This is a genomic window from Mesorhizobium sp. P160187, assembly GCF_057766425.1.
The window spans coordinates 2,492,888-2,517,550 of record NZ_JBYMDX010000003.1; the positions used below are offsets into that span (position 1 = coordinate 2,492,888).

Below are 24,663 nucleotides of genomic sequence, written 5' to 3' on the forward strand. Positions count from 1 at the left end.
TCATCCTAGACCGATGCATCCGAGATGGCCGCCTTGGCCATGGCGAGTTGGGCGGGAGCCACCGAGAGATCCCGCAGGCCGGCCTCGAGCAGTGCCGGGATCGATGCCGGATCGCCGCCGGCATCGCCGCACAGGCTGACTGGGATTTTCGCGCGCAGGCCAAAAGCGGCAACCGAGCCGATCAGCCGCAACACGGCGGGATGGCGGACAGAATTAAGATGCGCCACGGCTGCGTTATCGCGGGCAGCCGCCATTACATATTGGGTCAGATCGTTCGAACCGATCGAGAAGAAGGCGACATCGGCGAACGCCTCCGGCGCGATCGCCACCGAAGGCACCTCGACCATGATGCCGAGCGGCGGCATTTTTTGCGCGATGCCGCGCGCGGCAAGCCCGGCCTGCTCCTCCACGAACAGAGCGGCGGCGCGTTGGTATTCCTCCGGGACGGCGATCATCGGAAATATCACCTTCAGATTGCCGTGCACCGCCGCGCGCAGCAGCGCCCGGATCTGTACGCGAAACACCTCCGGCCTTGCCAGCGACAGCCTGATGCCACGCAGCCCGAGGAACGGGTTGCTCTCCTCGACGGTGAAGCCCGGCACCGGCTTGTCGCCGCCGGCGTCGACGGTACGGATGGTTACCGGCTTGTCGCCTGCCCATTCCAGCACCTTGCGATAGGCCTGGTATTGCGTCTCCTCGTCCGGCGGCGCCTTGCCGAACAGGAATTCGGTGCGCATCAGCCCGACCCCGTCGCAGGTCGAAATGTCGATGCCGTCGACCTCGGACGGATCGGCGATGTTGACCTGCACGCGCACTGTCGTCCCGGCCCGGGTTACCGCCGGTTTCGCGAGATAGACTCCGGCCTTATCTCGATGTGCCACAAACGAGGACGAGGACCGGTGGAACGCTTCGATCTCGGTCGTGGTCGGCGAAAGCACGATACCGCCATGCTCCGCATCGAGCAGAGCCAGACCGACGGGATTAGCCGGCGAAGCGCCAAGCCCCACCACCATCGGCACGCCGCGCGAGCGCGCCAGCATGGCGACGTGGCTGGCGGCGCTGCCGGCCCTCAGCGCGATGCCGCCGCCGGTGCTCCAGTCGGTCTCGAGAAAGCGCGTCGGCGCGATGTCCTCGCCATAGAGAATGGCGCCCGCTGGTGGAGCGCTCTCCTGCTCCTCGGTAAGGGCGCGCAGCACGCGGTCGCGGATATCGCTGATATCGGCGGCGCGAGCCCGGAAATAGTCCTGGTCTGACGTTTCGTAGCCGGAGATCTCGGCGTCCAGCGCCTGCCGCCAGGCCATGTCAGCCGGCATGCCCGACGAAATCGCGGCAAAAGCCGGGCCGGCCAGGGCATCGTCCTCAAGCATGGCGAGCTGGAATTCGAGAATGCCGGCGGCCTCCTCATCGGCGGTTTCAATCAGGGTCGCGAGCCGGTCAGCCGAACTGGCGATAGCTGCTTCCAATGCGGCCTTCTCGTCCGCGGCGCTCGCCTTGCCCGTGTAGTGCGCGGTGCCGTTGTCGAGGTTGAACAACGGCCCCTCGGCATAGCCGGCCGAGGCCGAAATACCCTGCAGCCTAAGCGGTTCGGGCATGGCCCGCATCCTCGTCGAAACCGCGTCGCACCAGCTCGGCCAGCGCGCCGACCGCCTCGCCGGCGCCCTCGCCTGTGGCCCGGATGTGCAGCATGGTGCCTTTCGGCGCCCTGGCCGCCATCACCTTGACGATGCTCTTGGCGTCGAACCATGGGCCGTTGGCAGCAAGCGCAATCTCCACCTCGGCGGCGAAGCTCTTGGCAAGCTTGGTGAACTTCACCGATGGGCGCGCATGCAGACCCACCTCGTGGGTGATCAGGACGGTCGCTTCGGCAAAGGCGGACATCAGGTCAAAATTCCCGTTCACTCACGACGGCGACAATTCATGCGCCGTCGCCACCACTTCCTTGAGCGAGGCGCCGCCGGACGCCTCTGTCGCGGCCATCACCGCGCCTTCGACGATCGGCGCGTTGCAGACGATAATCCTGAGCGCCCGCGGCTCGCCGATCATTTCCACCGCCATTTCCGAATTGGTCTCGGCGCCGCCGAGATCGACCAGTATGGCGACGCCCGCCTCCGACCACGCCTTGTCGATGGCGCCTATGATCGCTTCGACGCTGGTGCCGAGCCCGCCATGGCCGTTTCCGCCGCACCACGCAAGCGGCACTTCGTCGCCCACCATCTGCCGCACCATGTCGGCCGTGCCTTCGGCAACCAGCGGGGAATGTGAGACGATGACGATGCCGACATTGCTCATGCTTGGCCCTCGACGGTTTCGGCGACGGTCCGCACCAGCAGCGCCACAGAGCGTCCGCCGGCATCCATATGACCGATTGAGCGGTCGCCGAGGAATGAGGCGCGACCGCGCGTTGCCTTCATCGGCACGGTCGCCTCGGCAGCCACGTCGGCGATATCTGCAATTTCCATGGCCGTCTTTCCTTCGACCAACGCGTCATGCACAGGTTGCAGCACATCGAGCATGGTCTTTTGACCGACCTGGGATTTGCCTCTGGCGGCCACAGCTTCGATTGCCTTGCCGAAAGCAGCCGCCAGATTGGCACGATCCGGCTCTCCCGAAATCTCGTTGCCGAGCGCCAGGAACAATGTACCGAAGAGCGGCCCGGATGCACCGCCAACTGTCATCACCAGCTTGGTGCCGATCGCCTTCAGCGCCTCGGGCAGCGGCTTGGCCGAAAACGCCTCGGCATCGGCACGCAAGGCCTCAAATCCCCGCTTCATGTTCAGCCCGTGGTCGCCGTCGCCGATGGCCTGGTCGAGCGCGGTCAACTCTTCCGAGTGAGCGGCAATCGTGTCCGCGGCGGCGGTGATCAGCCTGGCAAGGTCGAACGCTGCCATGTCCAGATTCCCGGTTTCGGTCCTGCCGGCAGTATCGAAAGAATTCTCATTCGACAACTGAAGCATGCCATCAGGCCGTTGCATGCAGCGCCGCGGCGGCCGCGAACACTTCGGCCACGGCATGGGCGCCAGGGTCGGTCACGCCCTGCAATTTGGTGCCGACATAGGCGGAGCGTCCGGCTTTCGCCTTCTCCATGGCCGCGGTCGCCTCGGCGCCGTGCCTCGCCGCGGTCGCCGCGGCATCCAGCCCCTTGGCGTCGAGCGCCTTCAGCGCCGGCTCCAAGGCATCGACCATGGTGCGGTCGCCGACCTTGGCCCCACCGTAAAAAGTCATGCGGTCAAGCCCGGCAAGCAGCGCCTTGGACAGGGTTGCTCCGCCGTTCGAAGCCTGAGCCGCCGCCGTGAAGAAGATCGACAGCAAAGCGCCTGAGGAGCCGCCCATTGCGACGCCCAGACTATCGCCTATAGCCGCAAGCGTGGCGGCAGGGTCGGCCAGCGGCAGCGCATCGAGCTTCTCCAGCACGCTGCGCGCGCCGGTCGCAACCGTCGAACCGGTATCGCCATCGCCCGCCTTGGCGTCGAGCCCGTTCAGTGTCTCTTCGAGCGCGATCAGCCGTTCGCAGACCGTGATGATCAAACGCCTGGTGCCGGAATCCTGGCTGGCCCTTTGGGCTGCGCTGTTTCCAGCCGCTTTCGCCATAGGCACGATAGCCGGCGCGACGACGGTTTTGGCAGGCATCCAGGCATGTGGGCCGACAGGTGCCAGCAAGGCTGCCTCGCGCGCCGCATCGAGCTTGATTACCGACAGCGAAAAACCGTTCATGTTGAGCGCCGTCATCAGCGGTCCGGGGCCGATCGCAAGCTTCACGGTCTTGGCCAGCGGCGAGGCCAGCACGGCATTGGCGACCAGCGACATTTCGAGCGGCGGCACCGAGCCGAGATTGTTGATGAGCAACGCGTGGCTGGCGTTCGGGTCGAGCCGCACCGCCAGCCGCTCCGCCATGATCGCCACAAGTCTGTCGGCGCTCTGCACGGCGATGCGCTCGACGCCCGGCTCGCCATGGATGCCGAGGCCGAGTTCGCCGTCATTTTCGCCGAACCGCTCTTCATGTGGCTGGCCGGGGATCGAGCAGGACGACAGCGACATGCCGAGCGAGATGATGTCCTTCGTCGCCGCGCGAGCGGCTATAGCAACGGCTGCCAAGTCCTGACCGGTCTCCGACAAATGGCCGGCGATCTTGTGCACGAACAAGGTGCCGGCGACGCCGCGCGGCTGGTTGATACCCGGCAGGGCGATGTCGTCGGCAACGATCGCCATCTCGACGCGAAACCCCTCGGCGCGCGCCTTCTCGGCCGCCAGGCCGAAATTGAGCCGGTCGCCGGTGTAGTTCTTGACGACCAGCAGGCAGCCGGCGGGGCCGGTCACCGCGCGGATCGCGGCCAGCACCGCCTCGACGCTGGGCGAGGCGAAGATCTCGCCCGAAACCGCCGCCGTCAGCATGCCCTTGCCGACAAAGCCGGCATGGGACGGTTCGTGTCCGGCGCCGCCACCGGAGACGACGGCAACTTTCGCCTTGTCCCAGTCGGCGCGCAGCACGACCTTGATCTCGGGGTAACCGTCGAGGCGCGCGAGATCGCCGGAACCGATAGTCCGCAACAGCCCGTCCAGCGCCTCGGTGACGATCGTTTCCCTGCGGTTGAAAAAGTGCTTCATCGAATTCGTCCTGTATTCGTCAATCAGAAGCCGGTGCCGTGCCCTTGGCGAGACACCGAAAACCTCACATCAGTCTTTGTCCGTCGGCGCCGAAATAAAGTGGCGAGCGGTAGCGGATCACCACTTTGTCGCCCTCGGCCAGATCCGTATCGGGGTCGGTGAGCGTCACCAGTTTCTTCGGGCCGACCGTAACATGCAGATGGTTCTGGTCCCCGAGATGTTCGACCCAGTCGACGACGCCGTCGGCATGGCCGTTTGCGGTCTTCTCGATCGACAGATGCTCGGTGCGCGCGCCGATGGTCTTGGTTCCGGTCGGCGCCCCACCATCAGGCAGCAGTCCCGCTGGCAGCAGATTGATCGCCGGCTGGCCGAGCCGTGCGGCGACATGAAGGTTTGCCGGCTCGGAATAGATGGTGCGCGGCGTGCCGATCTGCACCAGCACGCCATTGTTGAGGATGCCGATGCGGTCCGCCATGGTCATCGCCTCGATCTGGTCGTGCGTGACATAGAGCATGGTGGCGCCGAGCTCGGCTTGGATGCGCTTGAGTTCGAGCCTGAGATCGGCGCGCAATTTGGCGTCGAGCGACGACAGCGGCTCGTCCATCAAATAGATCGACGGCTTGCGCACCAGCGCGCGCCCAATGGCGACGCGCTGCATTTCGCCACCCGAAAGCTTGGTCGAGCGGTTGTTCAGCTTGTGGTGGATGCGCACCATCTTCGCCACCTCTTCGATGCGGCGGCGAATCTGGTCCTCCGGTACTTTCCGCGCTGGCGAACGCAGCGGGAAGGCGAGGTTGTCGTAGACCGACAGATGCGGGTAGAGCGAATATTGCTGGAACACGAAGGCGGTGTCGCGCTCGGCCGGCGACAGCGTCGTCGCATCGTGGCCGCCAATATGGATCGTGCCGCCATCCGGCCGCTCCAGTCCGGCGATCAATCTCAGCGTCGTCGTCTTGCCGGCGCCGGTCGGGCCGAGCAGCACGACGAATTCGCCATCGGCGATGTTAAGGTCGAGGCCATCGACGGCGACATGGTCGCCGAAGCTTTTGGTCACGCCCTTGATGTGCACGTCAGCCATGCTGCGCTCTCCCTTGAGAGGCGGTGTCGTGGATCGCGGTGCGCACCGCGCGGCCCGATCCCTTGTCGAAGAGTGACAGCCGCGCGCTGTTCAACATCAGGCCGACATGATCGCCTGTGGACAGCCGGATTTCAGCCGGCACCCGCGCCTTGATGATGCCGTCCGCCGTCTCCACCGCCACGATCTGCGTCGTGCCGAGATATTCGGTGCCATAGATGGCGCCGCGCAGCTTTGAGGCGTCGTCGAAGCGAATGTGCTCGGGGCGGATGCCGAGCGCCATGTCGGCCGGCGCGATATCCTCGCGCACTTCCGGCACCGCCACCTTGGCGCCTTGCACTACGATCTCCTTCGCCCCCTTCGCCAATCCGCCGCCAAAGCCGAGAAAGTTCATTGGCGGCGAGCCAATGAACTCGGCGACGAACATGGTTGCCGGGCGGTCGTAGATCTCGCGCGGAGTGCCGAACTGTTCGATGACGCCATGGTTCATCACCGCGATCTTGTCGGCCATCGACATTGCTTCCATCTGGTCGTGGGTGACATAGACCGTGGTGGCGTGGATGCGGTTGTGCAGCTCGCGCAGCTCATGCACCATCAGATCGCGGAATTCGGTGTCGAGCGTGCCGAGCGGCTCGTCCATCAGGAAGCATTTTGGCCGTCGCACGATGGCGCGACCGAGCGCCACGCGCTGGCGGTCGCCGCCGGCAAGGCCCGAGACCGATTTGTTGAGCAGATGGTCGATGCGCAGCAGCTTCGCCGTTTCCTCGACACGGCTTCGAATCTCGGCCGAGGGCATGCCTTGCGCGAGAAGCGGGAAGGCAATGTTCTTGCGCACATTCATATGCGGATAGAGCGCGAACAGCTGGAACACGAAGGCGATGTCCCGCTCCCGCGCCCGGCGCATGGTGACATCCTCGCCGCCGAGCAGGATCTGGCCGCCCGTAGGCAGTTCCAGCCCGGCGATCATGCGCAGCGTCGTGGTCTTGCCGCAGCCCGACGGGCCAAGCATGACGAAGAACTCGCCATCCTCGACGATGAAGCTGGAATCCTGCACGGCGACGAAATCGCCGAAGGCCTTCCTCAAATGTTGGACGCGGATTTCGGCCATGATTATTCCGGGAATTTCGAGACGATGATGAACATCACTGTGCCGGCGAGCATGGTGATGAAGGAGTAGGTGTACAGCGCGAGCGCGAAAGGCTGGAACAGCATCAGGAAGCCGACGGCGATGAGCGCCGTCGCAATGTTTTCCATGAGGCCGCGCCGGGCCCAGCGAGGCCAGGATGACTTTTTGGAGATGGCTGGGCGCGTCATGCGTAGCTGCCTTCCTTCTGCCCGGCAACGGGGCGAGACGGTTGCCAGGTGGTTCCCCCACTCCGTCGCTGCTTCGCAGCGCCACCTCTCCCCCCTCCGGAGGGAGAGGAAGGCAGCCTGCCTGAATGAAGTTCGCGTCCTTCCTCTACCCCGTCGATCGGGGGAGAGGTGTCGAGCGAAGCTCGACGGAGTGGAGGTCGACTTGACACACCAATCATTTGCGTACCGCGCCGAAGGTGATGCCGCGCAGCAATTGTTTGCGAAGCAGGATGGTGAAGACCAGGATCGGCACCAGGAAGATCGTCGTGCCGGCCGCCACCGCCGGCCAGTCCTGGCCGCCTTCGCCGATGATAGTCGGGATGAAGGGCGGTGCGGTTTGCGCCGTGCCGGAGGTGAGCAGTGCCGCGAAGGCATATTCGTTCCAGGCGAAGATCAGGCAGAAGATGGCGGTCGCGGCGATGCCGGTGGTGGCTTGCGGCAGCACGGTGCGCCAGAAGGCCTGCAGCCTGGTGTAGCCGTCGATCATCGCCGCTTCCTCATACTCGCGCGGGATCTCGTCGATGAAGCCTTTCAGCAGCCACACCGCGAGTGACACGTTGACCGCGGTGTAGAGCAGGATCATGCCCAGCGCGGTATCGGACAGGCCGAGCTCGCGGTACATCAGGTAGATGGGAATGGCGACGGCGATCGGCGGCATGAAGCGCGTCGACAGGATGAAGAACAGAAGGTCATCGGCCAGCGGCACCTTGAAGCGCGAGAAACCGTAGGCCGAAAGCGTGCCGAGGAATACGGCGCAGAAGGTGGAACCGAAGGCGATGATCAGTGAGTTGACGAAGCGCGGCAGGAAGTTGGACGGGCCGGCAATCACCATGTTGCGCTTGCGCGAGGTCTCGTCGCAGAAACCGGTCGCGGGTCCGAGCGAGTTGATGTAGTGGGGCGTTTGCCTGGTGCGCGTCGTGAACAGGTTGCAATAGCCCTCGATGCTCGGCTGGAACAGAATCTTGGGCGGATAGGCGATCGAATCCGGCGGCGTCTTGAAGCTGGTGGCGAAGATCCACAGCAACGGCACGATCGAGATCAGCGCGTAGAGCACGATGATCGTGCCGGCGATCCGCTTCGAATTGGCCGAGGGGGCGACGACGGAGTGGGCGGTGGTCAGGCTCATCTCTGCTTCACCTTGTTCAGCGCCTTGACGTAGATGTTGGCCAGCCCAAACACCGCGACGAACAGGATGATGGCGAAGGCCGAGGAATATCCGCTACGCCAGCTCTCGAAGGCCTGCCGCTTCAGCGTGATCGAGGCGACCTCGGTGGTCGAGCCCGGCCCGCCACCGGTCAGCAGGTTGACCATGTCGAACATCTTGAAGTTCTCGATGCCGCGAAACAGCACCGCCAGCATGATGAAGGGCAGCGCCATGGGCAGCGTGATCGACCAGAACTGCCGCCAGTTGGACGCGCGGTCGACCTCGGCGGCTTCATAGATGTATTCGGGGATGGAGCGCAGGCCGGCGAGACAGATCAGCATGACATAGGGCGTCCACATCCAGGTGTCGACGATGATGATCGACCACGGCGCCAGCGACACGTTGGACAGCATCTGGATGTCGGTCGGTGGTATCCGGGTGACGAACGAGATGGCGTAGGCGAACAGGCCGATCTGCGGCTCGTAGAGGAAACGCCAGAAATTGCCGACCACCGCCGGCGACAGCATCATCGGCACCAGGATGATGGTCGTCCAGAAGGCGTGGCCGCGAAACTTCCTGTCGATCAGCCATGCCAGCGTGAAACCGATCAGCGTCTGCAGCAGGATCGTCCAGAACACGAAATGCGCCGTCGTCTGCATGGCGATCCAGATGTCCTGGTCGCCGAGGATGCGCTGGTAATTGGCGAAGCCGAGGTTCTTCACCACCTCGTTCGGGCGGTTCGCCCGGAAGTTGGTGAAGGACAGGTAGATCGCCCAGAACAGCGGGAAGATGTTGATGGCCAAGAGCAACAGGATCGTCGGCGAGATGAACAGCCAGGCGAGGCCCTTGTCGCTGATGCCCCGGACCTTGCGGGCCAACGGCTCCGGGGTCGCCCGGGCAACGTTCTCCGCAGTCCGATTGAGCATGGTGAGTCCTGCTTCGGTCACGTCAAGTCTCGACACTGGAATTTATCTGAACTGCGTCCCGTGCCAAGGGCGGCACGGGACCAAGAGCATGAAGCCGAAAAGTGTGAAGCGGTTTTCGGACGACATCATGCTCTCTCTCTTTTTAGCCCGAGGCGGATGATTTCTGGTCGATTCGGCCTGAAAATCATCCGCCTCTGGGGTCAGGCTCGGGAGGAGCCGTTGGTCCGGTTACATCTTGCCGTCGTCCTGGAACACTTGCGTCCAGTCCTTGACCAGGCCGTCAAGCGCGTCCTTGGCCGAACCCTGGCCGGCAACGACATAGTCGTGGAAGCGCTTCTGCGACGCCTGCAGCAGCGGTGCGTAGCTCGGCTCGGCCCAGAAGTCCTTCACAATCGCCATCGAGTCGAGGAAGGTCTGCGCATAAGGCTGGCTGGACGGGAAGGCCGGGTCCTTGACCACCGCGTTCAGGCAGGAATAGCCGCCGAGCGACCACCATTTGGCCTGCACATCCTTGTTGGCGAACCACTTGATGTATTTCAGCGCCGATTCCTGCTTGTCTGAATAGGACACCACCGAAATGCCCTGGCCGCCAAGCTGCGCAAACTGGGCGCCACCGGGACCCTTCGGATTTACGAAGTAGCCGATCTTGTCGCCGCCGACATTCTCGTCCTTCTGCAGGCCGGGCCAGGTGAAGGCGAAGTTCATGTGCATGGCCACCTGACCGGATTTGAAGGCGTCGACGCCTTCGCCCATATAGCTGTTCGAGGCACCCGGAGGCGTGCAGCAATCGTAGAGCGACTTGTAGAACTCCAGGCCTTTGACCGCGTCTGGCGAATTGACGAAGCCTTCCATCTCGTAGGGCTTCTTGGGGTTTTCATACTGGAAGCCGTAGCTGTAGAGCACGTCCATGGCGCCCATGGTGATGCCTTCCGAGCCACGCTCGGTGTAGATCGAAGCGCCATAGACGGTCTTGCCGTCGATCTCGCGCTTCTGGAAGAACTCGGCGACCTGCTTCAGTTGGTCGAAGGTGGTCGGCGGGCCGAGATCCCAGCCATACTTTTCCTTGAATTCCTTTTGCAGCTCCGGCTTGGAGAACCAATCCTTGCGGTAGGTCCAGCCGACGACGTCGCCCATGGCCGGCAGCGCCCAGTAATTCGGCGTGTTCTTCGGCCATTCGGAATAGCCGACGACTGTTGCCGGCACAAAGTCGTCCATGCTGATCTTCTCCTTGTCGAAGAAGTCGTTCAGCTTGACGTAGTGGCCGTTCTCGGCCGAGCCGCCGATCCACTGGCTGTCGCCGATGATCAGGTCGCACAGTTTGCCGTGCGAGTTGAGCTCGTTGAGGAAGCGGTCGGCATAGTTGGTCCACGGCACGAATTCGAATTTCATGCCGATGCCGGTTTCCTTGGTAAAATCCTTGGACAGTTCGACCAGCGCGTTTGCCGGATCCCAGGCGGCCCAGCAAAGCGTCAGGTCTTCAGCGTGCGCGGCGTTCGAGACGGCTGTCGACGCGGTAATCGCCGAGGCCAGCCCCAACGCCAGTTTCAAGCTCGATTTCATGCCTTCCTCCCATTTGCGAAACGCGCCCGGATGGCCGTTTCAAGAACCCCTCAACCCTCGCTCCTCCGAGGGGCTAAACACGGCGCGCTATGCGTCGCCAGGGCGGCGCGGTGCGCCGCAGATGTTTAGTAATTTGTTTAGTGATGCAATTTTTACTAAACAAGGCAAGCGAATTCGTCGCTGCGCCGCAACATGGCGAAACGGCGATTGAAATCGTTGGGAAATGATTGCCGGACGGCTCGCCCGGAAGTTGCTTAGCCGGGGCCGCCTATAATTTCGTCTGCGGCATCACCGGCCGAACGGGGGGCGCGGGCGGCAGCAGCGCGCGGATGTCGGCGAAGGGAAATGTCGGCTCGAATCGGAAGGCCTCGGCCAGGGCGCCGGGAACGCTGTTGCATTGCCCGGCGCGAAACTCATTCTGGACGCGCGCTCTGTCGACATATTGCTCCGGCCACTGCGACTGGTGCGCGCGGATCGCCTGCGTCTTGATATCGCCATAGGCGGAAATGTCGACGTAATGCGTCGGCACAAAACCGGTGCCGCCCATCGTGTCGGCATGCAGCACTGGGACGCCGAACGAGGCCGCGATGCGCACGCCGTCCGACAAAGCACGATGGTCGGCGTGATAGTCGTTGGGGGCATGCGTGATCACCAGATCCGCCGCGGTCTCGCGTATCAGCGCTTTCAGCGAAGCGATCAGTGCCGCATCGGCCACCAGTTCGCCGTCGGGAAAGTCGAGAAAGCGAAGGGTTGCGCCGAGCAACGCCGCAGCGGCCGACGCCTCGTCGCGGCGGACACGAGCCAAAACGCTCGGGTCGCCCATGCCGCCCCTGGCGCCATCCGTGGCCACGGCAAAAGTCAGTTCTGCGCCTTGCGTGGCATAGGCAGCCAGCGTACCGAACATGAATATCTCGATGTCGTCGGGATGCGCGCCGAGCGCCAATACCTTCACTGCACTCTCCCCGGAAATGGAAAAACGTGACGAACGGAATCCTGCTCGCCCTCATCGCCTATGCAAGCTATTCGTGCAGCGATGCCGTTATCAAGAGCCTTGGCGGACAGTTCACCGTCTTCGAGATCGGCTTCTTCACCACGCTGTTTGCCGGCTGCTTCCTGTTTTTCAGCCGCCCAGTCGATGAGCGCTGGCGCGACTTCTGGCGCACCGGGCGGCCATGGGCGGTGCAGGCCCGCGCCTGGGCCGGCATCGCCTCGGGCGTGCTCAGCGTCTACGCCTTCACCACCATTCCGCTGGCCGAGACCTATGCACTGATCTTCCTGGCGCCGCTTTGCGTTACCATTCTCTCGACCGTCATCCTGAAAGAAAAGGTCGGTCCATGGCGCTGGCTGGCGGTGGTTGCCGGCTTTGCAGGTGTCATGCTGGTGGTGCGGCCAGGTTTTCGCGAGTTGCATCTCGGACACCTTGCCGCCTTCACGGTGGCCTTCCTCGCCGCGGCCAGCGTCATCCTGATGCGGTCGCTCGCCCAGCAGGAAAAGCGCACCACCATGCTCGGCGTGCTCATCGGTTACGGGCTGCTGTTCAACGGGGCCGGCACCATCGCCACATCGTTCACCCTCCCCAACGCCATGCAGCTGCTGTGGCTGGTGCTGGGCGGCGCCTTTACCGCCGGCGGCCAATTGCTGCAGTTGCTGGCCGCCAAATACGCACCGGCCAACCGCATCGCGCCGACGCATTATTCGCAGATCGTCTGGGCGGTGATCCTCGGTGCGTTGTTCTTCCAGGAGTATCCGGACTGGATATCGCTGGTCGGCTTGGCCGTCGTTGGCGCGTCCGGCCTGCTCACCATGGTGCGCGAGGAGGTGCGGCTGGGCACGGTGCGCTGGAACCCGTTTGCGCGCACGAGGCTTTGAGCCGTTGCACGGTTGTGGTGACCGCTGATATGCGGACGCAATGACGACGAGATCCTTGCCGGAGCTTCCGGTATCCGCCGTGCTGCCGGCCCTGCGCGAGGCGCTCGGCTCCGGCAACAGCGCCGTTCTGGTGGCGCCGCCCGGCGCCGGCAAGACGACGCTGGTGCCGCTGGCGCTGCTCGATGCGCCCTGGCTGGTCGCCGGCAAGATCGTCCTGCTCGAACCGCGCCGGCTCGCCGCCCGCGCCGCCGCCCGCCGCATGGCCGAATTGCTTGATGAAGAGCCTGGCGCCACTGTCGGCTATGCCATGCGCATGGAAAACCGCACATCGGCCCGGACAAAAATCCTGGTCGTCACCGAAGGCGTCCTGGCGCGCATGATCCTAGACGATCCCGAGCTGCCCGGCGTCTCGGCGGTGATTTTCGACGAATTCCACGAGCGCTCGCTCGACGGCGATTTCGGCCTGGCGCTGGCGCTCGACGTGCAGGGCGCGCTGCGGCCGGATTTGCGGCTGCTGGTGATGTCGGCAACGCTCGATGGCGCGCGCGTCGCGAAACTCCTGTCCGGCGCCCCGGTGATCGAAAGCCAAGGCCGTGCGTTCCCCGTAGATGTCAGATACGACGAGCGGCCAGCCGGCGTTCCCATCGAAGACGCCATGGCCAAGGCGATCCGCTCCGCTCTTGCCGGCGAGAGCGGCAGCGTGCTCGCCTTCCTGCCGGGACAGCGCGAGATCGAGCGCACCGCCGAGCGGCTGCAGGGCCGGCTCGGCGCCGACACCGACATCGTGCCGCTCTACGGCCAGCTCGACAACAGGGCGCAGGATGCCGCCATCAAACCGGCGCCGCCCGGCCGCCGCAAGGTGGTGCTGGCGACGTCGATCGCCGAGACCTCGATCACCATCGACGGCGTGCGCGTCGTCATCGATTCCGGCCTGTCGCGGCTGCCGCGCTACGAACCGGCGAGCGGCCTGACCCGGCTGGAGACGGTGCGCGTTTCCAGGGCGTCCGCCGACCAGCGCGCCGGCCGCGCCGGGCGTACACAGCCAGGCGTCGCCATCCGCCTCTGGCGGGCCGAGCAGACGGCGGCCCTTCCCGCCTTCACCCCACCCGAGATTCTGGAAGCCGACCTGTCCGGCCTACTGCTCGATTGCGCCGCCTTCGGCGTCGCCGATCCCGCAAGCCTGTCCTTCCTCGATCCGCCGCCCATTCCCGCGCTCAACGAGGCGCGGGCGCTGCTCCTGGCGCTGCACGCCATCGATGCAGCCGGCCGGCTGACGGAGGCGGGCGGCGCGATGCGCAAGCTGGCGCTGCCCGTGCGGCTCGCACACATGGTCGCTGAAGCCGCTGGCGGCGGCCACGCGCTCGAGGCTGCGATGCTAGCCGTCCTGCTCACCGAGCGTGGCCTTGGCGGCGACGGCGCCGACCTCGAACGGCGCCTGATGCGCTTCCGCACGGAAAAGTCACCGCGCGCCGTTGCGGCAAGGCAGCTTGCCGGGCGATTGGCGAAGCAGGCGGGCGGCGCCAAGAGCAGCGAAGCCGCTTCTGCCGGTCTTCTCCTCATCCACGCCTGGCCGGACCGTGTCGCCAGAGCGCGCGGCGAGCGCGGGCGTTTCGTGCTGGCCAACGGCTCCGGCGCCATGCTCGACGCCGCCGATCCGCTGGCCGGTGAGAGCTGGCTGGTCGTCGCCGATCTGCAAGGCAAGGCGCAAAATGCCCGCATCACGGCGGCGGCAGCCGTTGACGAGGCCGATATCCGCGTCGCACTCTCCGACAGGATCGAGACGCGCCGCGAGACAAGCTTCGACCGCGAGCGGCGCGCGGTGCGCGTGCGCGAGACCGCCAGGCTCGGCGCCATCACTTTGTCGGAGCGCACGCTGCCCGCACCAACTGGAACAGACGCCGACCGCGCCATCCTGGATGCCTTGCGCGAGCACGGCCTGTCGCTGCTGGAATGGGGCAAGGACGGCGAGACGCTGCGCCAGCGCCTAGGCTGGCTGCATCGCGGCCTCGGCGCGCCCTGGCCCGATGTTTCGGAAGCCGCCCTGCTCGAACGCCTCGACGACTGGCTGCTGCCGTTCCTGTCGGGCAAGGCGTCCTTCGCCGCCATCGACCCCGGCACGCTGTCGTCGGGCCTGATGGCGCTGGTGCCGCACGAATTGCAGCGCAAGGTCGGCACACTGGCGCCGACCCATTTCGACGCGCCCTCCGGCAGCCATGTGCCGATCCGCTATGACGGCGAATGGCCGGTGCTGGCCATCCGCGTGCAGGAACTGTTCGGCCTTGACCGCCATCCGGCAATCGCCAACGGCACCGTGCCGCTGACGCTCGAGCTGTTGTCGCCGGCGCACCGGCCGATCCAGACGACGCGCGACCTGCCCGGCTTCTGGCGCGGCTCCTGGGCCGATGTGCGCACCGACATGCGCGGCCGCTATCCCCGCCATGTCTGGCCGGAAAATCCGCTGCTCGCTGCGGCCACCGCCCGCGCCAAACCGCGAGGGACCTAGCGCTCGTCCTTTCCCGGCTATAATCCTTGGCCATGATCAACATCGTGCACGCGCCAGACTTCCAGCAAAGCCAGCGGCTGCGCCTCAACACGCTGATCCGGCTGCGCTGGCTGGCCATCGTGGGCCAGAGCCTGGCGGTGCTGGTGATCGCCTATGGGCTCAAATTCCCGCTGCCAGTCAGCCTCTGCTTCGCGCTGGTCGCCTGCTCGGCCTGGCTCAACCTGGTGCTGACCTTCCGCTATCCGGCAGCGCACCGGCTGACCCCGTTCTCAGCCTTTTTCATCCTGACCTTCGACAGCCTGCAGCTTGCCGGCCTGCTCTATTTGACTGGCGGCCTCACCAACCCGTTCTCGGTGCTGATGACCGTGCCCGTCGTCATCTCGGCGGCCTCGCTGCCGCTGCGGCTGACTGCGGTGCTCGGCGCGCTGGTCATGGCGGCGGCCACGTTGCTGGTCTTCTTCCACCAGCCGCTGCCATGGTATGAGGGCGCGCCTCTGCCCATGCCATTCATCTATGTCGCCGGCATATGGATGGCGGTGTTTTCCTCGATCGCCTTCACTGCCATCTATGCCTTCCGCGTTGCCGAGGAAGCCCGCCTGCTCGCCAATGCGCTTGCCGCCACCGAACTGGTGTTGCAGCGCGAGCAGCATCTGTCGGCTCTGGATGGGCTTGCCGCCGCCGCCGCGCACGAACTCGGCACGCCGCTCGCCACCATCGCCCTTGTCTCCAAGGAGATGGAAAAGGCACTTGGCGACGACCCAAAATACGGTGAGGACGTCAAACTTCTGCGGTCGCAGAGCGAGCGCTGCCGCGAGATCCTGAAGCGGCTGACCAGCCTGTCCTCCGAGGGCGAGGCGCATCTGTCGCGTCTGCCGCTGACCTCGCTGGTCGAGGAGGTGACCGCGCCGCACCGCGATTTCGGCATCTCGATCAAGCTTCGGCCGGGCGAGCGCGTCGGCCCCGAACCGGTGGGACGGCGCAACCCCGGCGTCATCTACGGCCTCGGCAATCTGGTCGAGAACGCCGTCGACTTCGCCCGCAACAGTGTGACGGTGCGATGGAGCTGGGACGAACTCGACGTCACCTTCTCGATCATCGATGACGGGCCGGGCTTTCCCCCCGAAATCATCGATCGCATCGGCGAGCCCTATATGTCGACACGCCAGGGCAACGAGGCTGGCGGTGGCCTGGGTCTCGGGCTGTTCATCGCCAAGACCTTGCTCGAACGCTCCGGCGCCACGCTCGATTTCCGCAATTCGAGCGGACTGGGCGAGGGCGCCATCGTGCAGATATCGTGGCCCCGCACCGTCTTCCTCAACCCGGAATCGGTGGGGATCTCGATGTTCGACACCGCGTAAAAGCCTTGGCGGAGGCGGCAAAATTGGACAATGGCGTTCAGGAACTATATCTGCGTAAAATTAAGGCAGCAGGATTTTTTAAGATAATGACTGGCGAAGAAGCAATTGGCGCAATGGTCGAAGGCGAGGACACCTCGCTGCTCATCGTTGACGACGACAAGCCGTTCCTGACGCGGCTGGCCCGCGCCATGGAAACCAGGGGTTTCGTGGTCGACACGGCCGAGAGCGTCGAGGAGGCAGTGGCCAAGGCGCGCGCCCACCCGCCGGCCTATGCGGTGGTCGACATGCGGCTTGGCGACGGCAACGGCCTCGACGTCGTCGCCGCCATCCGCGAGAAGCGCGACGATGCCCGCACCGTCATCCTCACCGGCTACGGCAACATCGCCACCGCGGTGACCGCGGTGAAGCTCGGCGCCATCGACTATCTGTCGAAGCCGGCTGACGCCGACGACGTGTTTGCAGCGCTCACCCGCACCGCCGGCGAGCGCGCCGCCCCCCCGGAAAATCCGATGTCGGCCGACCGCGTGCGCTGGGAACACATCCAGCGCGTCTACGAAATGTGCGACCGCAACGTGTCGGAAACCGCGCGCCGGCTCAACATGCATCGCCGCACGCTGCAGCGCATACTCGCCAAGCGCGCACCACGCTGAGGTTCACGCGCCGGCGGCGCCGGCCGCCAATTGCCGAACCTCAGCGCTGCCCCTCACCTGCCTGCCGGCATCCTCTCCCCGTATAGAGACGGGGGAGAGGGGCGCTCTCATCGCCGGTTTCGCCAATCGCCGGCGTTGCAGGAGACGACGGCGAGGCTGAAGCTGCTGTCCAGCCGATAGATGGGTAACACTTTGAACCGGATACATAGGTGACACTTCTCTCCCCCTATGGGTCCGCCGCAGCGCCACGCGGATTGGTTGGGGCCGCGCCAACGCTGGAAACAGTTGCGCTTGCCGTGCCATCGACCTTTGCCCATCATCGGCAATAACGCCGCCGGAAAACCCGGCAACGGAGCACAGATGCGCGACAAGCAGCCGAAATCCATCCTTCGCGAATTCCTCGACGGCGAGGCGGCGGGCGGCATCATCCTGATGGTTGCGGCAGCCCTTGCGCTGATCGTCGCCAATTCACCATTGGCCGGAACCTATTTCGCCGCTCTCCACGCCTATCTCGGCCCGCTCAGCGTGTCGCACTGGATCAATGATGGGCTGATGGCGGTGTTCTTCCTGCTGGTCGGCCTCGAGATCAAGCGCGAGATGCTCGACGGTCAGCTCTCGACCTGGCCGCGCCGCGTGTTGCCGGGCGTCGCCGCCGCCGGCGGCATGCTGGTTCCCGCGCTGGTCTATGTCGCCATCAACCGCAACAACGCCGCCGCGCTCTCCGGCTGGGCGATCCCGACCGCCACCGACATCGCCTTTGCGCTCGGCGTACTGTCGCTGCTCGGCAACCGCGTGCCGGCGTCGCTCAAGATCTTTCTCACCGCGCTCGCCATCATCGACGATCTCGGCGCCGTCATCATCATCGCCATCTTCTACACAAGCGGCTTGTCGCTCGCCTATCTCGGCGCCGCCTTCGCCGTCATCGCGGTGCTCATCGTGCTCAACCGTATGCGGGTGACGAGGCTGACGCCCTACCTAGTGCTCGGCGCCGTGCTGTGGGTGCTGGTTCTGAAATCGGGCGTGCATGCCACGCTGGCCGGCGTCGCGCTGGCGCTGACCATCCCGCTCCAGGTGTCTCCCGGCAGCGGCCACGATCTCGACCATTCGCCGCTGCACCGGCTTGAACACGGCATGCACAAGATCGTGCCCTTCGTCATCATCCCGATCTTCGGCTTTGCCAATGCCGGCGTGTCGCTGGCTGGCCTGAGCGCCGCCGCTTTGGTCGAACCGCTGACGCTCGGAGTCGCCGCAGGCCTGGTGCTGGGCAAACTGGTCGGCGTCTTCGGCTCGTCGGCGCTTGCCATCCGTCTCGGCTTCGCCGACCTTCCGGTCAATGCCGGCTGGCTGCACATGATCGGCATTTCGCTGCTCTGCGGCATCGGCTTCACCATGAGCCTGTTCATCGGCCTGCTCGCCTTCGCCAACGACATGGCGCTGCAGGACGCCGTCAAGGTCGGCATCCTGGCGGGGTCCTTCGTTGCAGCGCTGCTGGGTGCCGCCGTGCTGCTGATGGGGCCGGCGGCAGGGGTGGAGGAGGTGGTGGAGTAGGTGTTCTTGGGTTCCTCGCCCCCGCAAAGCGGGGCGAGGAACTTGAGCTTCGTTACTCGCTCTCTCCCGCCAGCGCCGGCACCGCCACACCCGCCAGTTCCGCCGCCAGCAGCCGCGCCGCACCCGCCCGTGCGATGCGCAGCATCAGCGCCTTGCGCGTTGCCGCCGCCATCCGGTGCTCGGGCGCATCGCGCAGAATCTCGGCGCCGTAGCCGTCGGAGAGGATGAAGCCGCATTCCTCCGGAAAAATATCCGAGGGCACGCCCGGATGGGTGGCGAAGAAGAAGCGGTCGGAGTGCAGCCGGTAATCAGGCCATTTGCGGTCGACGCGAAAATCCTCGATCGAGGATTTGATCTCGATGATCCAGATGTCGCCCTGCCTGGTCAGCGCCACAAGGTCGGCGCGCCGCCCGGTGGCCAGCGACAGTTCGGGCAGCACATGCGTGCCCATTTGCATAAGCAGCCGCTGCACGCCACGCCGCACCAGCATGGCGCGTTCCGACTGGCGGCCATCGATCAGGGGATTGAGGAGAATCGGCGAAATGATCGGCATGGCACCCACCATGCCAGATTTTGTTCACGGTTTGAACCTATGCTTGGGCAAAATCCCGATTGACAAATTCGGCCAGATAGGAATATAATCCTGCTACGATTGATGATCCGAGAGGCATGTCACGTCATGGGCCAGGCGCTACGGGAAGTACTGCGGACAATACTGCGTTGGATCGAATCTCTGATCGGTGTCATCTCCGCGTTTGTGAGAAGCGGGATGGCCGAAAAGGTCCTGAAGTCTCGGATGAGCGAGGTCCGGCCGCTTATGTCACTGCCCGAAGCGGCCTTGCCTTCGCCCGGCCTAAGCCCGCCATATCATCAAAAATCGAGGCAGTCAGGGCCTGTTATCGCCGCGGCAAGCGTGGGCCAGTTCTGCAGAGGGCCCATGTCCCGGAACAGCCGTTGCACGCCACGCCGCACCAGCATAGCGCGTTCCCGACTGGCGGCTATCAGGGCGGATGCATACGAAACCTTGTAAATGACCAAGCCGTATACGAAACGACGACTCGTAAGCGTTAGGCGGAATTTGGTTCCGAAATTGGTAACTTCCCTACGGCTGGGTAGCTCCTAGAGCCATTTGATGGCTCCCAGGATCAGCACGACAATAACTGCCATCACTAATTCCAGACCAGGCCTGACCTGCGCACGAAGTTGCGGTGAAAACCGGCATGCCAGCAGGACGCCAAGCCCACCACCGAGCGGCGTTAGAACCTTGTCGATAAACTCAACGGCATTCATGTCTTGACCCCCAAACCCAAGCGCGAGACTAGCAGAGCCAAGGTCGTGAGCAAATGGGTTTGTCAACCATACAATCACCTTTCGCAGGGCGACTATATACTTTACAACGCGCCCTGCGGATTGATCCCCGCTATGCTTGAGATAAGCTACCGGGAGGCAAAGCATATGAAGCGTAGAACCGCACTCACCGCGCTGCTCGTATCGTTGGGCACGATAGGCCTAATCTTGCTGGGGATTGGCCTTCTTGCTAGCGCGGGAATCGTAGCTGAGAAGGGTACTTGGCCGCATATTGTAGGTGGCTTCACTGCGGTATTGATGATGCCGATAGCTTTTGTGGCGTTTCTGTCCTGTATGTTTTCAGTTCTGACCACCCTTCTTTTTGCGGCTCTGCGGCGAGAGAAGCTGATCCCCTATCTCAGAGCGTGGCCATTCAAGTTTTTGCTCTGGAAGGAAGTCAGAGAAGAGTTTGAACCTACCTCAAGCTAGGTCTGCTTCTTACTCGTTCGGTCTGAAGGTGGCGGTCGCTTTCGGATTTTGACCCCAGCATATGCGCGCCTCATCAGACGATTATTCGGTTGCCAAACCTGGGTGACGGCTTGGTCCGAGCGTCTTCCGCGATCGCACCATATTCGTCTGGGTGCAGTCTGGTATTGATCCACAGCGGCCCTATGTCGTGCCGATCGACTTCCGTTCTTAGCTATAAATCGGCCGGACTAAAGTCTTACGTCGTGAGCGCGAAGGTCTGATGTAACCGCTTTGGTTCCGTTCTTGTCCATTGGACGTTCCGTAATTTTAGCCAAATGAGATATAGACCTTTGGAGGTTTTTCTTGCGCGTCCGGCGCCCAGTCTATCCCGGCGCCCGTGCTTCAAACCGTGGCCCGCCTGTCTGCGGCCTGCGCAGCCCCCGCAATGTCATCCAAAATCGGGCAATCCGGCCGGTCGTCACCATGGCAGGCCTGGATCAGCGTCTGCAAGGTCGTGCGCATCGACTGCAGCTCGCGCACCTTTTCCTCGATGGCGCTGACATGGGCGGCGGCGATCTCGCGCACATCGTGGCTGGCGCGGCTGCGGTCCCGGTAGAGCGCCATCAGCTGCCGGCAATCGTCGATTGAAAAGCCGAGGTTGCGAGCGCGGCGCAGGAAGGCTAGCCGATGGATGTCGTCGCTGGAATAATCGCGATAGCCATTGCCGGCGCGCGCCGGGGCGATCAGGCCGATCTCTTCATAGTAGCGGATGGTCTTGGCCGGCAGGCCGGACCGCGCCGCGGCATCGCCTACATTCATTGTTATTCCTCGATGTGGTTCCCTGATTCTAGGCTATCCGACAGGACCGACCATTGTTTTTCCTTCACAATCCCGTGAGTCCTGTTGCCGAAATGCCATAGTTGCCGGCTTACCGGCACGTAAGCTCCTGCATATAGGCATCGCGCGCTTGGCAAGCAAAGCAAATGCCAGCATGAATGATTTCAGGAAAAGCGGCCGTAACGTGTCGCGACATCTTGGTGGGGCATCGGACCATTTCATGCGCATGAAGTCATTTGCAATCGTCGCCGCACTTGCGTTGTCGGCCGCGATCTCGGGTTGCAGCACGATCGGCTCTCAGCTGTTCACCAACAACTACGGTTCGGTGAACGATGCAGGCTACCAACTGCCGCGCATCCCGATCGAGAGGGTGCCGCTGAAGTACCACCGGCAAGAGGTAAACTACGACACCTCGGAAAAGCCGGGCACCATTGTCGTCGATACTCAGAACAAGTTTCTCTACTTCGTCGAAGGCGACGGCCGGGCGATCCGCTACGGCATCGGCGTCGGCCGCGAAGGCTTTGAATGGCACGGGACCGCCCATATCGCGCTGAAGCGCGAATGGCCGACCTGGACGCCGCCGCGGCAGATGATCCAGCGCCAGCCGGAGCTAGCGAAGTTCGCGAGCGGCATGGAGCCGGGCCTGAAGAACCCGCTCGGCGCGCGCGCCATGTATCTGTTCAACAAGGGCGGTGATATGGGCTACCGCCTGCACGGCAGTCCGGAATGGAATTCGATCGGCAAGGCGATGTCGTCAGGCTGCATCCGGCTGATGAACCAGGACATCATCGACCTCTACGACCGCACGTCGGTCGGCGCCAAGGTCATCGTGATGTAGGACCATGATCCGGAACCGAGGTCCACGAAAGCGAAAAGTGGAACCGGTTTTCGGGAAGATCATGGTCAAAGTAGGCGTTACCCTTCGTACGCGGACCGTCTAGGCAACAACGGACGTCCAAAACAGAAAACCGGGCAATCTGGCCCGGTTTTTTGTTGCTCGCTCGAATGCGTGAAGGGGTCTTAGGAGACCTGCTCGACCTGCTGTACTTCCGGCACGAAGTGGCGGAGCAGGTTCTGGATGCCGTGCTTCAGCGTCGCCGTCGAGGACGGGCAGCCGGCGCAGGCGCCCTTCATGTGCAGGAACACGGTGCCGTTCTCGAAGCCGCGGAAGGTGATGTCGCCGCCATCCTGGGCAACCGCCGGGCGCACCCTGGTGTCGAGCAGTTCCTTGATGGTGATGACCAGTTGCTCGTCAGCCTTGTCGTAGAATTCGCCGGTCTGGCTGGTCTCGGCGGCGGGGCCGGCGTTGACCATCACGGGCGCGCCCGACATGAAATGCTCCATGATGGCGCCCAGGATCGCCGGCTTCAGGTGCTGCCAGTCCGGGCCGTCCTTGGTCACGGTGATGAAGTCATAGCCGAAGAAGACGCCGGTCACGCCGGGGATCTCGAACAGCCGGCCGGCCAGCGGCGAGGCGCTGGCTGCACTGTCGGCGTCGCGGAAATCGGCGGTGCCTTCAACAAGGACTTCCTTGCCGGGCAGGAACTTCAGCGTTGCCGGGTTCGGCGTCGATTCGGTCTGGATGAACATGGCCGTCTCCGTGCCCCAGTCGGGCAGCTAGTTTGGAATAGTTCTAAATAGGCTCAATCTGCTGGACATTCAAGCGAAACGCGTCGCTCAAAACGGCTGGCTGGCGGAATGTCTTTGCTGGCTGGGGATGAATCCCGCGCGGGCTATAAATCCAGGATCGTGATGTTATCCGAACCGCTTCACACTTTCCGGCATCACTCTCTATGCGAGGCTGTCGATCTCCTCGTCGGAAAGGTTCTGCGGCACCACTGTGACGGGAATAGGGAAGGCGGCGCCCTTGCCGGCAACAGCCCCGACCAGCGGCCCAGGTCCTTCCTTGCCGGCACCTGCCGCCAGCACCAGGATGGCGATGTCCTGGTCTTCCTCGATCAGCTTGTGGATCTCTTCGGTCGGCTTGCCTTCGCGCACCACCATCTCGGGCTCGATGCCGAGCTTCTGGCGCACCTTGTTGGCGTAGCCGTCGAGTGCCGCGCGCGCCGTGGCGTTGGCTTCCTCGCGCATGATCTTCTCGACGCCCAGCCAGTGCTGAAAGTCGTCCGGTGTGATGATGTAGAGCAGCACCAGCGTGCCGCTGGTGCTCTGCGCCCGCTTGGAGGCGTACGCGACGGCGCGCTCGCACTCCGGCGTGTCGTCGATGATCGTCAGGAATTTCCTGCGATGGCCGGCTTCGCGACTGAGGCGTTTGGAGACCATGTCTATCTACTCGATGTTTTCGGCCGCAATCTGCCACCGCGACAGACCGGCGGCAAGCCGCCGGCCTTGGGCCAGAATGGTGCGGTGCACTGACGGTAGGATCAGCCCTGCAACAGGCCGATAATGTCGCGTACCGTCTTCATGGTGGTCTCAGCCAGCGCGCCGGCGCGTTCGCCGCCGTCTCTCAGCACCGCGTCGACATAGGCGCGGTCGCCCTCGATACGGCGCATCTCGCCGGCGATCGGCGCCAGTTTTTCCACGGCAAGGTCGGCGAGCGCCGGCTTGAACACGGAAAACTGCTGGCCGCCGAATTCCTTCAGCACGTCCGCCTTCGACATCTCGGCCAGCCCGGCATAGATGCCGACCAGGTTTTCCGCTTCCGGGCGGCTTTCCAGTCCGTCGACTTCGCTTGGCAACGCTTCCGGGTCGGTCTTGGCCTTGCGGATCTTCTTCGAGATGGTGTCGGCATCGTCGGTCAAATTGATGCGCGACAGGTCGGATGGGTCCGACTTCGACATTTTCTTCGAACCGTCGCGCAGGCTCATGATGCGCGCCGCCGGCCCGCCGATCACCGGTTCGGTTATCGGGAAGAACCCGTTTACCGTCTCCTCGCCAACCTGCATCTCGACGCCGACGCCAAGACTGGCGATGCGGCTCGAAAAATCATTATTGAACTTTTGCGCGATGTCGCGGGTCAGCTCCAGATGCTGCTTTTGGTCCTCGCCCACCGGCACATGGGTCGCGCGGTAGAGCAGGATGTCGGCCGCCATCAGCGAGGGATAGGCAAGCAGGCCCAGCGAGGCGTTCTCGCGGTCCTTGCCGGCCTTGTCCTTGAACTGCGTCATCTTGTTCATCCAGCCGATGCGCGCCACGCAATTGAAGATCCAGGCAAGCTCGGCATGCTGCATCACCCGCGACTGGTTGAAGACGATGTGCTTCTTCGGGTCGATGCCGGAGGCAAGGAAGGCCGCGGTAATCGAGCGGGTCTGGTCGGCGAGGTCGTCATGGACGAGTTGTGCCGTCAGCGAATGCAGGTCGACGACGCAATAGATGCAGTCTGACGTGTCCTGCAGGGCGACGAATTTCTTGATGGCGCCGAGATAGTTGCCGAGATGCAGATTGCCGGTCGGCTGTACCCCGGAAAAGACGAGCTGTTTGAAGGCGGTCATGGGTTCCTCATGGCTTGTGGAGGGCCGTATA

Annotated in this window: 25 protein-coding genes; 7 read left to right on the top strand and 18 right to left on the bottom strand. The window is 63.8% G+C overall.

Features of this window, described 5'->3' with window-relative positions; translation table 11 throughout:
• Positions 1–5: 5 nt before the first annotated feature.
• The 12 genes from ptsP to AC3CCE_RS15540 all read right to left on the bottom strand — a co-directional run bounded on the left by ptsP (position 6) and on the right by AC3CCE_RS15540 (position 11,612).
• The gene (ptsP, locus tag AC3CCE_RS15485) at positions 6–1,592 is read right to left on the bottom strand and encodes a phosphoenolpyruvate--protein phosphotransferase (RefSeq protein ID WP_352624031.1); all 1,587 of its coding nucleotides are present in this window, start codon (positions 1,590–1,592) and stop codon (positions 6–8) included.
• On the bottom strand, positions 1,576–1,878 hold the full coding sequence (locus tag AC3CCE_RS15490; RefSeq protein WP_352511054.1) for an HPr family phosphocarrier protein: 303 nt from the start codon (positions 1,876–1,878) through the stop codon (positions 1,576–1,578). Before AC3CCE_RS15490 ends, ptsP begins: the two co-directional genes overlap by 17 nt.
• 21 nt (positions 1,879–1,899) lie before the next feature.
• Entirely contained in the window at positions 1,900–2,289 is a 390-nt protein-coding gene (gene dhaM, locus AC3CCE_RS15495; protein WP_352511052.1) for a dihydroxyacetone kinase phosphoryl donor subunit DhaM, read from the bottom strand.
• Entirely contained in the window at positions 2,286–2,888 is a 603-nt protein-coding gene (gene dhaL / locus AC3CCE_RS15500; protein WP_352511049.1) for a dihydroxyacetone kinase subunit DhaL, read from the bottom strand. Before dhaL ends, dhaM begins: the two co-directional genes overlap by 4 nt.
• Before the next feature lie 70 nt (positions 2,889–2,958).
• Entirely contained in the window at positions 2,959–4,602 is a 1,644-nt protein-coding gene (locus tag AC3CCE_RS15505; RefSeq protein ID WP_352624028.1) for a dihydroxyacetone kinase subunit DhaK, read from the bottom strand.
• 64 nt (positions 4,603–4,666) lie between these two features.
• Positions 4,667–5,680: an ABC transporter ATP-binding protein gene (locus AC3CCE_RS15510; protein WP_023694183.1), complete on the bottom strand. Its 1,014-nt coding sequence runs from the start codon at positions 5,678–5,680 to the stop codon at positions 4,667–4,669.
• Positions 5,673–6,785: an ABC transporter ATP-binding protein gene (locus AC3CCE_RS15515; protein WP_352624025.1), complete on the bottom strand. Its 1,113-nt coding sequence runs from the start codon at positions 6,783–6,785 to the stop codon at positions 5,673–5,675. Before AC3CCE_RS15515 ends, AC3CCE_RS15510 begins: the two co-directional genes overlap by 8 nt.
• A 2-nt stretch (positions 6,786–6,787) precedes the next feature.
• Positions 6,788–6,991 (bottom strand): hypothetical protein, encoded by a 204-nt coding sequence (locus tag AC3CCE_RS15520; RefSeq protein WP_023694181.1) that lies wholly within the window; start codon positions 6,989–6,991, stop codon positions 6,788–6,790.
• A 214-nt stretch (positions 6,992–7,205) separates the two neighbouring features.
• The gene (locus AC3CCE_RS15525; protein ID WP_352624023.1) at positions 7,206–8,156 is read right to left on the bottom strand and encodes a carbohydrate ABC transporter permease; all 951 of its coding nucleotides are present in this window, start codon (positions 8,154–8,156) and stop codon (positions 7,206–7,208) included.
• Positions 8,153–9,100 (bottom strand): carbohydrate ABC transporter permease, encoded by a 948-nt coding sequence (locus tag AC3CCE_RS15530; RefSeq protein ID WP_352624123.1) that lies wholly within the window; start codon positions 9,098–9,100, stop codon positions 8,153–8,155. Before AC3CCE_RS15530 ends, AC3CCE_RS15525 begins: the two co-directional genes overlap by 4 nt.
• Before the next feature lie 228 nt (positions 9,101–9,328).
• On the bottom strand, positions 9,329–10,660 hold the full coding sequence (locus AC3CCE_RS15535; RefSeq protein ID WP_023684201.1) for an ABC transporter substrate-binding protein: 1,332 nt from the start codon (positions 10,658–10,660) through the stop codon (positions 9,329–9,331).
• Between the two features lie 268 nt (positions 10,661–10,928).
• Entirely contained in the window at positions 10,929–11,612 is a 684-nt protein-coding gene (locus AC3CCE_RS15540) for a PIG-L deacetylase family protein (RefSeq protein ID WP_352624021.1), read from the bottom strand.
• A 26-nt stretch (positions 11,613–11,638) separates the two neighbouring features.
• Between AC3CCE_RS15540 and AC3CCE_RS15545 the strand changes: the two genes are divergently transcribed.
• From AC3CCE_RS15545 to nhaA, 5 genes are all read left to right on the top strand, one after another.
• Positions 11,639–12,529, top strand: coding sequence for a DMT family transporter (locus AC3CCE_RS15545; RefSeq protein WP_352624019.1), 891 nt, complete (start codon positions 11,639–11,641; stop codon positions 12,527–12,529).
• Between the two features lie 40 nt (positions 12,530–12,569).
• Complete coding sequence (gene hrpB, locus AC3CCE_RS15550) at positions 12,570–15,032, top strand: ATP-dependent helicase HrpB (RefSeq protein ID WP_352624017.1); 2,463 nt, start codon at positions 12,570–12,572, stop codon at positions 15,030–15,032.
• A gap of 32 nt (positions 15,033–15,064) precedes the next feature.
• Positions 15,065–16,390 (top strand): ActS/PrrB/RegB family redox-sensitive histidine kinase, encoded by a 1,326-nt coding sequence (locus AC3CCE_RS15555; RefSeq protein WP_352518597.1) that lies wholly within the window; start codon positions 15,065–15,067, stop codon positions 16,388–16,390.
• An 86-nt stretch (positions 16,391–16,476) separates the two neighbouring features.
• Positions 16,477–17,040: an ActR/PrrA/RegA family redox response regulator transcription factor gene (locus AC3CCE_RS15560; RefSeq protein WP_352518568.1), complete on the top strand. Its 564-nt coding sequence runs from the start codon at positions 16,477–16,479 to the stop codon at positions 17,038–17,040.
• A gap of 360 nt (positions 17,041–17,400) precedes the next feature.
• Entirely contained in the window at positions 17,401–18,588 is a 1,188-nt protein-coding gene (gene nhaA / locus AC3CCE_RS15565; RefSeq protein ID WP_352624015.1) for a Na+/H+ antiporter NhaA, read from the top strand.
• 52 nt (positions 18,589–18,640) lie between these two features.
• Here nhaA and AC3CCE_RS15570 read toward each other — a convergent pair whose 3' ends face one another.
• Positions 18,641–19,141: an MmcB family DNA repair protein gene (locus AC3CCE_RS15570; RefSeq protein ID WP_352624013.1), complete on the bottom strand. Its 501-nt coding sequence runs from the start codon at positions 19,139–19,141 to the stop codon at positions 18,641–18,643.
• Between the two features lie 566 nt (positions 19,142–19,707).
• On the bottom strand, positions 19,708–19,878 hold the full coding sequence (locus AC3CCE_RS15575) for a hypothetical protein (RefSeq protein WP_023685143.1): 171 nt from the start codon (positions 19,876–19,878) through the stop codon (positions 19,708–19,710).
• A gap of 165 nt (positions 19,879–20,043) precedes the next feature.
• On the opposite strand from AC3CCE_RS15575, the gene AC3CCE_RS15580 reads away from it, so the two are divergent.
• On the top strand, positions 20,044–20,364 hold the full coding sequence (locus AC3CCE_RS15580) for a hypothetical protein (protein ID WP_023736191.1): 321 nt from the start codon (positions 20,044–20,046) through the stop codon (positions 20,362–20,364).
• Positions 20,365–20,745: 381 nt separating this feature from the next.
• Here the strand turns inward: AC3CCE_RS15580 and cueR are convergent, their stop codons facing one another.
• Positions 20,746–21,162 (bottom strand): Cu(I)-responsive transcriptional regulator, encoded by a 417-nt coding sequence (gene cueR / locus AC3CCE_RS15585; protein ID WP_023672853.1) that lies wholly within the window; start codon positions 21,160–21,162, stop codon positions 20,746–20,748.
• Positions 21,163–21,400: 238 nt separating this feature from the next.
• On the opposite strand from cueR, the gene AC3CCE_RS15590 reads away from it, so the two are divergent.
• Positions 21,401–22,018: a L,D-transpeptidase gene (locus AC3CCE_RS15590; RefSeq protein WP_023692663.1), complete on the top strand. Its 618-nt coding sequence runs from the start codon at positions 21,401–21,403 to the stop codon at positions 22,016–22,018.
• A gap of 182 nt (positions 22,019–22,200) precedes the next feature.
• Here the strand turns inward: AC3CCE_RS15590 and AC3CCE_RS15595 are convergent, their stop codons facing one another.
• The 3 genes from AC3CCE_RS15595 to trpS form a co-directional block, all read right to left on the bottom strand.
• A complete protein-coding gene (locus AC3CCE_RS15595) occupies positions 22,201–22,770 on the bottom strand; it encodes a NifU family protein (RefSeq protein ID WP_023685140.1) in 570 nt (189 codons plus the stop codon).
• A 201-nt stretch (positions 22,771–22,971) separates the two neighbouring features.
• Complete coding sequence (locus AC3CCE_RS15600) at positions 22,972–23,463, bottom strand: universal stress protein (protein WP_023672856.1); 492 nt, start codon at positions 23,461–23,463, stop codon at positions 22,972–22,974.
• A gap of 101 nt (positions 23,464–23,564) precedes the next feature.
• Entirely contained in the window at positions 23,565–24,632 is a 1,068-nt protein-coding gene (gene trpS, locus AC3CCE_RS15605; RefSeq protein ID WP_023672858.1) for a tryptophan--tRNA ligase, read from the bottom strand.
• Between the last annotated feature and the right edge of the window lie 31 nt (positions 24,633–24,663).